The following is a 12833-nucleotide window of genomic DNA, read 5'->3' as shown; positions in this document are numbered from 1 at the left end:
ATGAGTTCTTGCAGAGAGGTTTCGTCTTCATACAGCAGACTGACTGTTCGCATTGCGCAGACCTTCCTTCGTGATCGGTAAGAAAAGGCTAAATGATAAAATCCTTAGGATAACTTGTTCGTTTATAAAATCAATACTAGCACAGGAAACGGTAAAAAACAAACCGCATCGGTAAGGAAGGGGGAAGATTGCGGTTGAGATCCAATTCATTTTATTTTCTTTGAAGGGATAAAGGAAGTAGCGCTTCAGAACAAAATCAAGGAAGTTTGTTCAATTGAAAATATTACGATATAGGAATATACTTAATAGTAATAAGGAGAGCTGCAATGAAAACAGTAGGAGGATTTCTCTTATCTCAGATTCGGCAGAGAGCGAGCCGATCGTTTGAAAAGATTCTGAAGACGAAGGGGATCGATGCTTTCAACGGACCGCAGGGACGGATTTTGTACGTGCTGTGGGAACAGGAGGATTTGTCGATAACCGAGATTGTCCGGCTGACTTCGCTGGCGAATACAACGCTGACGGGAATGTTGGATCGGATGGAAGAACAGGGACTGGTTGTCCGTGTTCCTGACCAGCACAACCGCCGTCAGATCCGGATCCGGCTGACGGACAAAGCGAGGTCGCTGCAGGCGGCTTACGACGAGGTGTCAGAGGAAAACAACGCGATCTTTTACGCAGGATTTACGGAATCGGAGATCCTCCAATTTGAAAACAAGTTGAGAAGAATTCTAAAAAATTATGAGGAGGCAGAACGTCATGGAAAATGAAACGTTGAAAACGCTGGAATCACTGCGGTCCGTGCATTGGAATTTTAATGAGAAACCGGTATCCCGCGAGGATGTGGAAACAATCGTACAGCACAGTTTGAAAGCGGCCAACAGCGATAATCTGACCGATTATTCCGTTATCGTCGTCACCGATCCGGAAGTTCTCAATACGATCACAGGCGGGGAATCTCAGGGCAAGGCGGCGACGTGTCTTGTCTATGCGATCGACCAGACCCGGATTCTGCGCTGTGCGAAGGCTTTGGGTTATGATCAATATCAACCGCTGCATCGGCTGTATAACTTTTTCATCATGCTGGGCGACGTCTTCGCGGCGGCACAGACTGCGGTAGTCGCGGCGAAAGCACTGGGCATCGACTCGTTGATGACTAACTTCTCGCACCGGCATCATCCGAAGGAAATCATGAAGCTTCTGAATCTGCCGGAGGCATATTGCTTCCCGGTGATTCAAGTCGTACTGGGGTATTCGGATCAAGATCCGAAACAAACGCGCGGACGCCTGCCGATGAAGCATGTGATCCATTATGAAAAGTATCAGCCGGCATCTGAAGCGGAGGTTCAGGCGATGATCGAAGAAATGGATCAGGTTTATCCGGAATACATCAGCGATCAATATAAGCATGCGCTGGACTGGTATTTTAACGAGTGGTTTATCGAATGGTATGACGAGCCGACGTATCGGGAGCTATGCGAATGCCTGCGGAATTCAAGACTGGTTTATGAGCCTAATTGATTTCATACTCAAATTTTAATTTAATAAGCTTTTTAGAAATTTTCATTGTATTTCCATCTGTATTGATTCCAGACATTTTGTGAAGACGCGGAGATTGTGTCTAAAATAATTAACGGATCATCAATTAAATGCAGCTCAATCCTATCTTCTCTTGGCGTTACAGCCATTAAACCATATTGGCATACTTGAAAACCTGAATAAAGATCATTTGAAATTTTCGTTTCTTTTCCTTGATTACTTAAATAATAAACACCTTGGTTTTCTTTCATTCTGAGTTCATCAGCATTTTCCACACTCGTTGGCTTTTCTTTAAAACAAGTTGGATCCAGAGAATAATAAATTCCTGTCTCCGTTGCCAAGAAAGAGATCACCGGCATATTCGTTATTTTAGTTATTTCTTTACTTTGAACATCGTATTTCATCAAATAATTTTCTACCAGATAACCGCCATATTCATTCATATTTTTTAAGTAATAAATGTTGGTATCCACAACTTGTAAGTCGCTTATGGAAGAATCGATTAAAATGTTATTTTCATATAAATCACAAGATGCATCATGATTATATAAGCGATAAGAGGAATCTTCTATTTCAAAATAGGCTGCCATGGGATAATCGACATTGGATACTTCATTAAGCATTTTAGTTAGAACACCATTTTCTAAAACATAAAGGTAACCCCGGTCTGTTAAATTATATATTGTGAAGGAATCGTTAGTGATGTGGTAAAGACACCTTAGATAACAATCTTCTTTGTTAAAAGGAAGGTTATACTGAAAACTATTGTTGTAGCTTTATCCTGCCTTATTTTTTTTCTTTACCCAATTTCGAGTAAGAACTCCTCGTCTTTTGTGGAATTTACTTTTTCGCTTCAGCAGTTAATAGTCATTATCCTAATGAGATTGACTTTTAATTGTTTTCTCGCAATAATTGTAATGTGGGGGATATGAAGATGTTAAGGATTGCCATAATTGATGATGAACTCATTTTTTTAGAGAACTTAACTGAATTTGTTAAAAAAGAATTATTTCATTTTTCTTTTGAATATGAAGTTGATAAATTTGATTCTGGGAAAAAATTTTTGAAAAGTAAGCATTTACATGACTATGATCTTATTTATATGGATATAGATATGCCTGAATTAGATGGAATTTGCACAGCTGCATATCTATTTGAAGCAAATAATAAAGCAAAAGTTGTATACGTTACTTCCAGAGGAGATCGAATGGCTGAAGCTTTTAGTTTTAATTGTATAGGATTTATTCAAAAAAATAAAAATATCGAAAATGTTAATGCTATATTAAATAAGTTTGTGAATGAAATAATATTATCTGAAAAGATAGTATTTAAAACTATTAACGGTGAATATAGAATTGATGTAAATGAAATTAATTGTATTCAACTCGAAAGAAGGAAAATTTATGTATATTTGTGTAACAAAGAAAAATTTAGAATATTTACACAAACTATCGAGGACGTTTTGAAAAGCTTGCCAAAAGAAATATTTGTATTAGTTAATAGATCATGCTTAATTAATATTATTAATGTAGAACGTATTAGAGATATGGATGTTTATTTGAAGAATACAAATCAGATGGTTTCTATCTCCAGAGGAAGAAAAATAGTTTTTGACAAAGTCATATTAAACTATTTTAAAGAGCAAAAATTATGGTAATAAGTATAGCTTTATTGTTTGAAAATTTTTTTTCATTTATAGATGTGTTAATATTTTTATATTTTTTTTCTATTTTTGCGGAGAGTAAAAGAAAAGTTAAAATTTGGTATACTTTTTTTCTTTTGCTTGTTTCGATAATCGTCAATCAATTGGCTTTTACTGAGAATGTTTTTAAAGAATTATTATTTATTTGTGAGTTTTTGTTCGCTGGATTATTATATTATAAAACTAAATTTGTTCCTTTATGCTTATTAACAACTATTTATTACATAGGAATTGGCATTATTTCATTAACTACTATATCAATTGCAGTTTCTCTGTTTGGCAGTACTGTTGAATTGATTATGAGTAATACTTTAGATAGAATATTAGTTGTCATGACAGCGAAGTGTTTAATCATAATACTAATTGCTTTTCTAGATCGTTTAAAAAAACCTAGTTTATATACATCAAATAGGAGATTTATCATAGCTTTAGTAATTAATTTAACTATTCTTGTCATAGGATTAGATTTCATAAATAGGAAGTTTATATTGAAAAGTAATCAAGGAAAAAGTGTTGTATTATTCTTACTTTTGGTTATTTTTTCATCAGTCATGTTAGTAGTATATACTATAAATGAAGTAAGTAAAACAGAACAAAAAAGATATAATTATGAGTTAATGGCAATTACAAATCAAATGAATAAAGAAATAGTTGAAAATGTTCATTCGCAAATGCAGGAAATAAAAAAAATTAGACATAATGAAAATAATTCTTATATAGCCCTTGAATTACTACTTGAAAAAAACAAGGTAGACGAAGCGATTTCTTTTGTGAGACAGAAAATATCTTCGATTGAAAAAATTCCTAGTTATATTTCCACAGGCAATTATATTTTAGATGCTTTATTAAATTATGCAAAAATAAAATATCCTGAATTGATTTTTGACTTAAATATAAACATAATTGAATCGTTTGGCATCGATGGTTCAGATTTTTGTGTTCTCTTTGGTAACGCTTTAGATAATGCTTGTGAGTCTGCTTTTAAATGTATGAAGCGAGGAGAAGACGGATATGTGAAAATTGAACTAAAATCAGAACATGAAACTTTGTTATTGTCAATTCTAAATTCAACGTCGGAAATACAAGATATAAATAATTTAAAAACCATGAAAAAAGATAAAGTAAATCATGGCTTAGGATTAAAAAGTATAGAGCAAGTTGTTGATAAATATAATGGAATCAAAGAGTATAAATATGAAAAACAAACTTTCTGTATAAACATTGTATTAAAGAATAAATAACGAATTACGATATTCTTCAAGCAACTTTTTTTAATTCAAACGAAAAAACATGCAGTTCAGACAATTTTCATAAAATTAATTATCATTTAGATATAATAACAGTGTACTTGATAAGGCCTATCAATTATTGAGAGGAGGAAAATAGTATGGACATTATTATTAGATTTATTTTGGAAATTGGAACTACTAATGAATCACTGTCAGCTTGGGGACTATATAAACCGCAACCAGTTAGCAAAAATGAATAAAGTAGCAAGAATTATTGCAAACAGATTTTGTAAAAAAGGGTTAATTCCATTAGAACAGATTGAGGAATTTAGATTTGGAATAGAAATTGTATTGTCAAATCTTTTAACCTTTCTTACTATATTTATTTTAGGAACTATACTTGGATATTTATGGTGTACTATTGCCTATATTGTTGTGTTTATAACTTTAAGACAATTTTGTGAGGGTAGGCATGCTAAAACATATCTAAAGTGTTTCTTATCAACTTGCAGCTTATTTTTATTGACATTACTGTTGAGTGAATTAATTTTATATGAGGTTAGCTTGCGTTTTATACTACTTTTATTAATATCAAATATATCTATAATGCTGTATAAATACAATTATTCTTGTGCTAATTTAGCAAAGGAAAAAAATTATGTAATGTTGCTGGTATTTTATTCATTGGCTAGCGTAATTGAGTTTAAGTTCAATAAAAATATGGCAATATGTACAATTCTATCTGCATTTATAGTCAATATTCTGATGACAAAAAAACAAATCATAAGAGAGAGGTAAAAAAATGAATAGAATTTTAGCTATTATATTATCATCATGCATTATTGCAACATCAACAACATCTATTTCAGCCAATGCTTCAATGAAGGACGTAGCAAACGATGACTTTGCAGTAATTGATATAGATCTATCAATTGAAGAGGCAACCTATGAAACAGGTGAATCAAGAACAAATACTGATTATTACATTAGGCTTCTAGTCGACGGTGTAGTTACAACATTTGTATTATCACTAACTGGAGTTACTAAGATTGCGGATGCAGTCAGAGATTGGGTATGGTCTAATATGGGTAAAGCAACAAAATATACTTATACTTATACAGAAGATACAGGATGCTGGAAGCCGGAATTTCCTAATAATCCTTTCTGCCGAGCAGCTGTACCAACGGAATAATCTAAACTAGGAGGTCTGAATATTTTGATATATGCAATATTTGCGAATATTCCCTGTATATTTATCATTTTTAAAATTATGCATAAAAAGAGAGTTATAAGCGAAAAATTTATAGAAACAATAATAGGAGCAATTATTGCATATATTATTACAATTATTGTGGGAAATATATTTCAAGGATTCGTTGGCGTGATAGATAGAAGCCGTACTATTCTAGTTTTAGGTACCTTGGTGGAAGAAATCAGCAAAATCGTGATACTTATGTTTTTAAGTAGAAAACAGATTGATAAATATCAGGTAGTTGTATTTGGATTGACTTTCGCACTCATTGAAAATTTTGGATTAAGTTATACTGATTTCTCAATGGTTGTTTTAAGAGGAATACTATGGTTTACACATTCAGCTACTTTGATAATTTTTGCCAAGATACTGTATCTAAATCATAAAACTAAATTAGCTTATTTATTTGGAATATTTGCAGCGGTTTTAATTCATATTCTTCACAATTTATTAACGATCAATATTAATGTGTTTGTTTTTGGATTTTACTTGGCAATATTGTATAATTTTACTTTAGAAATATTTAAAGAATTACCTAATAATTATTAGAAATATAAATATCACAAAGTTGATTCATTATAATAATTAAGTTTAAATTTATCTGCTGAATAGCAAAGTTTAAACTTTTTTTTACTGTATCGATAGATGTCTTATTTTAACAATTTGATTCTCTTATAAATTTAAGAAAAGTACGATAGGTATGAAATTGAAAATATAAAAAATCCCTGCTAATATCAAGCAGAGATAATGTGCTTATTGGTGCGCGTGAAGGGACTCGAACCCCCATGGATGAACCGCCAGATCCTAAGTCTGGTGCGTCTACCAATTTCGCCACACGCGCATGCCTTGATATTATAACAAGACTTCTGATTTTTGACAAGAATGTGCGGAACAGATTATGGAGACCAGCGCTGGAAAATGACTTTGCAGAGAGGACAGAGCATACTTTGAAAATCCGGAAAGAAAAAGGGGAATCCGCCAGCGGAGTATTCCTCTGATTCTTTGCGGCAAAAAATTCAGGAGAGATACCTATTATATAAGGATGGATAAAAGCCGGATAAACGATGGAGTCAAGCATTGTGAGGGTAAAGTTTTGTTAATTTTCTTTTCTTGGACCAGCTTGTTCGGAAATTAAACAGATCGCTCGATCTTCCAGCTTTCGCAGGATCGTTTGGAGTTCTGCTTTTAAAGGCTGGCACTGCTTGCCGAGAAAACGCAGCTCGCTCCGCCGATCCATCACGGATATCCTTGCGAAATCAACCCGCTGAAGACGCAGCGGCCGAGACAGGAATGATTTTTGATTGAACTCGTGCAGTTGATTTCGATAACGCGCATCATGATCGAGAAAAGCAGGCAGAAGCGGCAGCACGGGCGACAAATTAATCGTTTTATTCATGATGGCGGCTTGATCTTGGACGTTGATCTGTTCCACAAAGCATTCATTCAGCGCACTGTCCAGTTCGGTTAATGCCATGAAATAAAGCTCGGTCCGGGCCGCGAAATTGAGAATTTCCACCAGCCTCTCGGTAGTCGCGGAGGAGTGTTTATTGTTCAATAGTTGAGATTGATCGGCAAGGCTGCGCAGTGAAGTGGGGGATAAACCTTGGAGATTCTTCTCCAAGGGCGACAGACGGGCCTGGAGAATATCCCGTTTCTCAATCAGAGCTTGTTTCTTTTTCGCCGTAAACCAGCTGGAAGCGTGTTATGCTTCGTAGTCGGCGGCCAACAGTTCAATCCGCAAAGTTTCAATTTCTTTTTGTAATGCATCGTATTCTTTCCGCTGGATTAACGCCTTCCTTATCCATTGAACATCCTGTGTCATTGAAGCTCACTCCTTCTGTTTCTTTCATTATAAGTGATATTGCAAAAGCTGGAAGAAGAAAAGAAAAAAATTCAAAGTCTTAACAAAACTGTAAATTGTTTCATGAAAAATGATTGTAAAAATGAAAAAATAGGTTGTAATCAGAAAACGCCAGCGCTATAATAAAAACACTATAACCTTTTACCAAGCGGTTTTAGAAAGAAACGGGAGATGAAATGATGAACACAATGAAGAAAGTATTCATGGGCGCCGCGGCCTTGATGATGGCGGTTTCCATGGCTGGATGCGGAAATTCCGGATCCGGAAACAGCGGTACGGCAACACCGGAAGCGGGGGGTTCAGGCACAGATGCAGCGGGGGCTGTGAAGATTGGTCTGCACTACGAGCTGACCGGAGGCGTGGCGGATTATGGCAAGGCGGAGCTGAACGGCTCGTTGCTGGCGATTAAGCAGGCCAACGCGGCAGCCGGCAGTGAAAAATATGGCTATGTCAAATATGATAACAAATCAGATTCCACAGAAGCGGTTACCTTAGCAGCGCAGCTGGCTTCCGACGGTGTAGCGGGTGTTGTCGGCCCGGCGACCTCCGGTGCAAGCGCAGCTTCTTATCAGATTTTAAACGACGCGAAGGTTCCTGTGCTTTCCCCGTCCGCGACGCAGAACAACGTCACGCTGACCAATCCGGACGATGCGTCCAGCGCAGCTTACGATTATGTTTACCGCGTCTGCTTTGAAGATTCCTATCAGGGCGCGGCGATGGCGCAGTATGCTTATGATACGCTGGGCAAGACCAAAGCTGTCATTTACGGCGATTCCACAACCGATTATGCCAAGGGGTTGTCAGAAGCTTTTGAAAAACAGTTTACCAAGCTGGGCGGAACGATCGTCGGCAAGGAAAACTATGTCAGCAAGGATACGGATTTCTCCTCCGTCCTGACCAAGATCAAGGGAATGGACTTCGACGTTCTGTATATTCCAGGGTATTACAATGAAGCGGGCCTGATCATCAAGCAGGCGCGGGAAATGGGACTGGATCAGACGATTACCGGTTCTGACGGTTTCGATTCCACGACGCTGGTCGATCTGGGCGGCGCGGCGAACCTGAACGACGTTTATTTCACGACGGCCTATACGACAGTCGGCGCTTCGGACAAGCTGCAGGCGTTTATCGATGCTTATAAAGCGGAATACAACGAAGAACCGAATATGTTCTCGGCGCTGGCTTACGATGCGACGAATGTTTTGATTCAGGCCATTGAAGAAGCAGGATCCTCCGACGGACCGGCAGTCCAGGCGGCGCTGACGAAGATCAGCTTTGACGGCGTCACCGGCGCGTTCACGTTTGACGCGACGCACACGCCGATCAAACCGGTATTGGTCGTTAATCTGGTTGACGGCGTTCAGACGGACGCAGTCGCGGTTACGCCGAAGTTAGATTAACGGGCAAAGCCCAACAACGGATAGAAATAGGGGAAGCAGTTCTCCTATTTTTTCCCATTGAGAAGAGGAGGAGAGGACTATGACCCAGTTTTTGCAGCAGCTGATCAACGGGCTGTCGCTGGGCAGCATCTATGCCCTGATCGCGTTGGGGTACACGATGGTGTACGGCATCATTAAATTGATCAACTTTGCCCATGGGGATATTTATATGCTGGGGGCGTATATCGGATTTATCTGCACGGCGCAGTTAGGCATGGGCTTTTTCCCGGCGCTGGCGGCGGCGATGGGGATCTGCGCTTTAATCGGCGTGATCATTGAGCGGATCGCGTACAAGCCGCTGCGCAACGCGACGCGGATTACAGCGCTGATCACGGCGATCGGCGTCAGCTATTTTCTCGAGGCGAGCACGCAGAAGGTCATGGGCACTGGTGTCAAAACCTTCCCGCAGGTGCTGGCAAACCAGAAGATCATGATCGGCGGCGTGATGATCACGACTCAGCAGATCGCGATCTTCGCGATCACAATCGGCTTGATGCTTCTGCTTCAGTTCATCGTGCGCAAGACGAAGGTCGGCCGGGCGATGCGCGCAGTTTCAGTGGATGCGGACGCGGCGCGGCTGATGGGCGTCAACGTCGATATGACGATTTCCTATACGTTTGCGATCGGTTCGGCGTTAGCCGGAGCGGCGGGCGTGCTGGTCGGTCTGTATTATAATTCCATCAATCCGCTGATGGGCATGCTTCCGGGCGTCAAGGCGTTCATCGCCGCGGTTTTCGGCGGGATCGGCATCATTCCCGGCGCGATGTTCGGCGGCTTCTTCATCGGCATCGTCGAAACGCTGGTCAGCGGCTACGGCAGTTCTTTATATAAGGATGCCGTCGTTTACATCATCCTGATCATCATTCTGGTCGTCAAACCGGCCGGACTGCTTGGTAAAAATGTAAAGGAAAAGGTGTAAGCGCATGAAGAACCTGTTGAATAAAAAGAATGCCTGCTGGCTCGTTCTGATTGCGGGCAGCTACGGCTTAATCTCATTGTTAATCAGCGTCGGAGTGATCAATAACGTTTACCTGACTGTACTGATGACGATCGGCATCAATATCATTCTGGCGATCAGTCTGAACCTGATCATCGGCGTTACCGGCCAGTTCTCGCTCGGTCATGCGGGATTTATGATCATCGGCGCATACTGCGCCGGTGTCGCGGTCAAGCAGTTCTCGGCCAGTCTGGGCGGGATTCTGCTCGGTATGCTGATCGGCATTGTGATCAGCGGGGCGGTGGCGTTAATCGTCGCGATTCCGACGCTGCGCCTGCGCGGGGATTATCTGGCGATCGCGACGCTGGGCTTCGGTGAAATCATCCGCATCATTATCTTAAATATGAAAATTACCAACGGCGCGGCGGGGCTGATCCTGCCGAAATTGATCGACTGGCAGGTCATCTTTGCGGCCGTCGTGATCTGCACGATCATCATCCTGAACTTCTGCCGGTCTGCCCAGGGCCGCGCGTGTATTTCCGTGCGTGAGGATGAAATCGCAGCGGAAGCGATGGGCATCAATACGACGAAGTATAAAATCATGGCGTTTGTCTTGGGCGCAATGATTGCCAGTGTGGCTGGGGCACTGTATGCCGGGGCGTTTTACGTCATCAAACCGGAGATGTTCACTTTCAACAAATCGATTGATATTCTTGTGCTCGTCGTCTTCGGCGGCATGGGCAGCTTTACCGGCTCGTTTATCGCGGCCGGTGTGATCGGTGTGCTGAACACTGTTTTGCAGCAGTTCTCCGATATCCGGATGATCCTGTACGGCTTAATGCTGGTCGGTATCATGATCTTCCGCCCAAGCGGTCTGTTAGGCACAAAGGAATTCACGTTCTCCAACCTGTTTGAGCGGTTTGGGAAACGAAAGGAGGCGCGCGGATGACGGTCTTAAAAGTCAGCGGTCTGACGAAAAACTTCGGCGGTCTGGCCGCGGTGTCCAATGTCAATCTGGAAATTGAGGAACGCGAGCTGATCGGGCTGATCGGGCCTAACGGCGCGGGCAAGACGACGCTGTTCAACCTGCTGACCGGGGTTTATGATCCCAGCGAAGGGAAAATCGAACTGAATGTCGACGGGACGATGAAAAGCATCGGCGGGTTAAAGCCGTATGTGATCACCGGCCTGGGCCTGGCGCGGACGTTTCAGAATATCCGGCTGTTTAAAAACATGACCGTGCTGGACAACGTCAAGCTGGCGATGAACAAATCAGTGAGCTATTCTACGCTGGCAGCGATTCTGCGTTTGCCTTCGTATTACCGCGAGGAACAACGCGTGCTGGAAGAAGCGGTGAAGCTGCTGGAGGTCGTCGGGCTGGCGGAGAAACAGACGACGCTGGCGAAGAATCTTCCGTATGGGCAGCAGCGTAAGCTGGAGATCGCCCGGGCGCTGGCGGCGAAGCCGAAGATTCTGTTCCTCGATGAACCTGCCGCGGGCATGAATCCGCAGGAAACCACGGAACTGACAGAGCTGATCCATCAGATCAAAGAACAATTCAATTTAACGGTCGTGCTGATCGAACATGATATGTCGCTGGTCATGAAGATCTGCGAACGGATTTACGTACTGGATTACGGCAAGTGTATCGCTCACGGGACGCCGGAAGCGATCAAAAACAACCGCCGTGTTATCGAAGCGTATCTGGGGGAGGATTAAGATGCTGAAAATTACGGATTTAAGCGTTCATTACGGCGTAATTCAAGCTTTGAAGGGTGTTTCCCTGGAAGTGAAGGAAAAGGAAATCGTAGCCTTAATCGGCGCGAACGGCGCGGGCAAGACAACGCTGCTTCACGCGATCAGCGGACTGCTGAAAAAAAGCGGCGGCGAGATTGAATTTCTCGGCCAGTCCATAATGAAGAAAAATGCCCGCGATATCGTCAAGGCAGGCATTACACAGGTGCCGGAGGGCCGGCGGATTTTTCCTGACATGAGCGTTGCGGAAAACCTCTGGATGGGCGCGTATCTGCGCAAGGATAAAGCCGGAATTGAAGCTGACCTGCAAAGCGTTTATCAGCGCTTCCCGCGGTTGGCGGAACGCAAAAAACAGCTGGCCGGCACACTGTCGGGCGGCGAGCAGCAGATGTTGGCGATGGGCCGGGCCCTGATGGCCAAACCGAAGCTTTTACTTCTGGACGAGCCGAGCATGGGTCTCTCCCCGCTGTTGGTCAAGGAAATATTTTCGATCATCCAGGATATCAACGCTCAGGGAACAACGGTTTTATTGGTCGAACAAAACGCCAAGATGGCGCTGGGCATCGCCGACCGGGCGTATGTGCTGGAAACCGGCAGCGTCGTGCTGAGCGGCACGGGTGCGGAATTAGCCGCCAGCGAAGACATTAAGAAAGCCTATTTAGGAGGATAACATTATGTTGGTGAAAGATCGTATGACAGCCAATCCCTATTGCATTCGTAAGGATACCTCGATCAGCGCGGCTCTGGATCTGATGGCAGAGCGGGATTTTCACCGCATCCCGGTTGTTGACGGCCAGGAATTAGTCGGTCTGGTTACAGAAGGCACCATCGCGGAGAACACCCCAAGCAAGGCGACCAGCTTGTCGGTCTATGAATTGAATTACCTCTTGGCGAAAAGCACCGTCGAATCCGTCATGATCAAAGACGTCGTGACGATTCACCCCGACGCGCTATTGGAAGAGGCCGCGGTCTTAATGCGTCAGCATGATATCGGCTGCCTGGTTGTGACCGAAGGCCGCAAGGTTGTCGGCATCATCACACAGAATGATATCTTCGAGGCCTTTATCGATCTGTTGGGCTATTACGAGGAAGGCAGCCGGTATGTGATTCAAATTTCGG

The 12833-nt window shown here is 42.1% G+C and carries 15 protein-coding genes and 1 tRNA gene; 13 read left to right on the top strand and 3 right to left on the bottom strand.

The genetic code is table 11. The annotated features are described in order from the left end of the window. The first annotated feature begins 326 nt into the window (after positions 1 to 326). Positions 327 to 770, top strand: a complete 444-nt coding sequence (locus HOLDEFILI_RS09530) for a MarR family transcriptional regulator (RefSeq protein ID WP_006059430.1) — start codon at positions 327 to 329, stop codon at positions 768 to 770. Next, a complete protein-coding gene (locus HOLDEFILI_RS09525; protein ID WP_006059429.1) occupies positions 760 to 1521 on the top strand; it encodes a nitroreductase family protein in 762 nt (253 codons plus the stop codon). Before HOLDEFILI_RS09530 ends, HOLDEFILI_RS09525 begins: the two co-directional genes overlap by 11 nt. Before the next feature lie 32 nt (positions 1522 to 1553). Here HOLDEFILI_RS09525 and HOLDEFILI_RS09520 read toward each other — a convergent pair whose 3' ends face one another. Further along, positions 1554 to 2162, bottom strand: coding sequence for a hypothetical protein (locus HOLDEFILI_RS09520; RefSeq protein WP_006059428.1), 609 nt, complete (start codon positions 2160 to 2162; stop codon positions 1554 to 1556). Positions 2163 to 2473: 311 nt separating this feature from the next. On the opposite strand from HOLDEFILI_RS09520, the gene HOLDEFILI_RS09515 reads away from it, so the two are divergent. The 5 genes from HOLDEFILI_RS09515 (at position 2474) to HOLDEFILI_RS09500 (ending at position 6271) form a co-directional block, all read left to right on the top strand. Then, on the top strand, positions 2474 to 3196 hold the full coding sequence (locus HOLDEFILI_RS09515) for a LytR/AlgR family response regulator transcription factor (RefSeq protein WP_039864610.1): 723 nt from the start codon (positions 2474 to 2476) through the stop codon (positions 3194 to 3196). Next, positions 3190 to 4482: a GHKL domain-containing protein gene (locus HOLDEFILI_RS09510; protein ID WP_006059426.1), complete on the top strand. Its 1293-nt coding sequence runs from the start codon at positions 3190 to 3192 to the stop codon at positions 4480 to 4482. Before HOLDEFILI_RS09515 ends, HOLDEFILI_RS09510 begins: the two co-directional genes overlap by 7 nt. Before the next feature lie 240 nt (positions 4483 to 4722). Then, complete coding sequence (locus HOLDEFILI_RS09505) at positions 4723 to 5268, top strand: accessory gene regulator B family protein (protein WP_167317136.1); 546 nt, start codon at positions 4723 to 4725, stop codon at positions 5266 to 5268. A gap of 4 nt (positions 5269 to 5272) precedes the next feature. After that, positions 5273 to 5662, top strand: coding sequence for a hypothetical protein (locus HOLDEFILI_RS19285; RefSeq protein ID WP_156788900.1), 390 nt, complete (start codon positions 5273 to 5275; stop codon positions 5660 to 5662). Positions 5663 to 5686: 24 nt separating this feature from the next. Beyond that, a complete protein-coding gene (locus HOLDEFILI_RS09500) occupies positions 5687 to 6271 on the top strand; it encodes a hypothetical protein (RefSeq protein WP_039864609.1) in 585 nt (194 codons plus the stop codon). 208 nt (positions 6272 to 6479) lie between these two features. Here the strand turns inward: HOLDEFILI_RS09500 and HOLDEFILI_RS09495 are convergent. Together HOLDEFILI_RS09495 and HOLDEFILI_RS09490 are read right to left on the bottom strand one after the other, a co-directional pair. Further along, positions 6480 to 6563: transfer RNA gene (locus HOLDEFILI_RS09495), tRNA-Leu, on the bottom strand. Positions 6564 to 6818: 255 nt separating this feature from the next. Then, positions 6819 to 7238: a hypothetical protein gene (locus HOLDEFILI_RS09490; RefSeq protein WP_039864608.1), complete on the bottom strand. Its 420-nt coding sequence runs from the start codon at positions 7236 to 7238 to the stop codon at positions 6819 to 6821. 524 nt (positions 7239 to 7762) lie between these two features. Between HOLDEFILI_RS09490 and HOLDEFILI_RS09485 the strand changes: the two genes are divergently transcribed. The 6 genes from HOLDEFILI_RS09485 to HOLDEFILI_RS09460 all read left to right on the top strand — a co-directional run. Beyond that, positions 7763 to 8983, top strand: coding sequence for an ABC transporter substrate-binding protein (locus HOLDEFILI_RS09485; protein ID WP_244264319.1), 1221 nt, complete (start codon positions 7763 to 7765; stop codon positions 8981 to 8983). Between the two features lie 79 nt (positions 8984 to 9062). Continuing rightward, positions 9063 to 9941, top strand: coding sequence for a branched-chain amino acid ABC transporter permease (locus HOLDEFILI_RS09480; RefSeq protein WP_006059417.1), 879 nt, complete (start codon positions 9063 to 9065; stop codon positions 9939 to 9941). A gap of 4 nt (positions 9942 to 9945) precedes the next feature. Further along, positions 9946 to 10908, top strand: a complete 963-nt coding sequence (locus HOLDEFILI_RS09475; protein WP_006059416.1) for a branched-chain amino acid ABC transporter permease — start codon at positions 9946 to 9948, stop codon at positions 10906 to 10908. Next, the gene (locus HOLDEFILI_RS09470; protein WP_006059415.1) at positions 10905 to 11678 is read left to right on the top strand and encodes an ABC transporter ATP-binding protein; all 774 of its coding nucleotides are present in this window, start codon (positions 10905 to 10907) and stop codon (positions 11676 to 11678) included. The genes HOLDEFILI_RS09475 and HOLDEFILI_RS09470 overlap by 4 nt, the downstream gene beginning before the upstream one ends. A 1-nt stretch (position 11679) precedes the next feature. Beyond that, a complete protein-coding gene (locus HOLDEFILI_RS09465) occupies positions 11680 to 12384 on the top strand; it encodes an ABC transporter ATP-binding protein (protein WP_006059414.1) in 705 nt (234 codons plus the stop codon). Between the two features lie 4 nt (positions 12385 to 12388). Continuing rightward, positions 12389 to 12833, top strand: a 445-nt coding sequence (locus tag HOLDEFILI_RS09460) for a CBS domain-containing protein (RefSeq protein WP_006059413.1), incomplete at its 3' end; no start/stop codon positions are given.

Origin of the sequence: Holdemania filiformis DSM 12042 (assembly GCF_000157995.1) — a bacterium.
GTDB classification, from domain to species: Bacteria; Bacillota_I; Bacilli_A; order Erysipelotrichales; family Erysipelotrichaceae; genus Holdemania; species Holdemania filiformis.
The sequence above is the reverse complement of the archived record's forward strand: the minus strand, read 5'-3'. Positions and strand labels throughout refer to the sequence as shown.

Coding starts and splice junctions, on each gene's coding strand:
- HOLDEFILI_RS09530 (WP_006059430.1), top strand. CDS start 327: ATGAAAACAGTAGGAGGATTTCTCTTATCTCAGATTCGGCAGAGAGCG.
- HOLDEFILI_RS09525 (WP_006059429.1), top strand. CDS start 760: ATGGAAAATGAAACGTTGAAAACGCTGGAATCACTGCGGTCCGTGCAT.
- HOLDEFILI_RS09520 (WP_006059428.1), bottom strand. CDS start 2,162: ATGCTTAATGAAGTATCCAATGTCGATTATCCCATGGCAGCCTATTTT.
- HOLDEFILI_RS09515 (WP_039864610.1), top strand. CDS start 2,474: ATGTTAAGGATTGCCATAATTGATGATGAACTCATTTTTTTAGAGAAC.
- HOLDEFILI_RS09510 (WP_006059426.1), top strand. CDS start 3,190: ATGGTAATAAGTATAGCTTTATTGTTTGAAAATTTTTTTTCATTTATA.
- HOLDEFILI_RS09505 (WP_167317136.1), top strand. CDS start 4,723: ATGAATAAAGTAGCAAGAATTATTGCAAACAGATTTTGTAAAAAAGGG.
- HOLDEFILI_RS19285 (WP_156788900.1), top strand. CDS start 5,273: ATGAATAGAATTTTAGCTATTATATTATCATCATGCATTATTGCAACA.
- HOLDEFILI_RS09485 (WP_244264319.1), top strand. CDS start 7,763: ATGAACACAATGAAGAAAGTATTCATGGGCGCCGCGGCCTTGATGATG.
- HOLDEFILI_RS09480 (WP_006059417.1), top strand. CDS start 9,063: ATGACCCAGTTTTTGCAGCAGCTGATCAACGGGCTGTCGCTGGGCAGC.
- HOLDEFILI_RS09475 (WP_006059416.1), top strand. CDS start 9,946: ATGAAGAACCTGTTGAATAAAAAGAATGCCTGCTGGCTCGTTCTGATT.
- HOLDEFILI_RS09470 (WP_006059415.1), top strand. CDS start 10,905: ATGACGGTCTTAAAAGTCAGCGGTCTGACGAAAAACTTCGGCGGTCTG.
- HOLDEFILI_RS09465 (WP_006059414.1), top strand. CDS start 11,680: ATGCTGAAAATTACGGATTTAAGCGTTCATTACGGCGTAATTCAAGCT.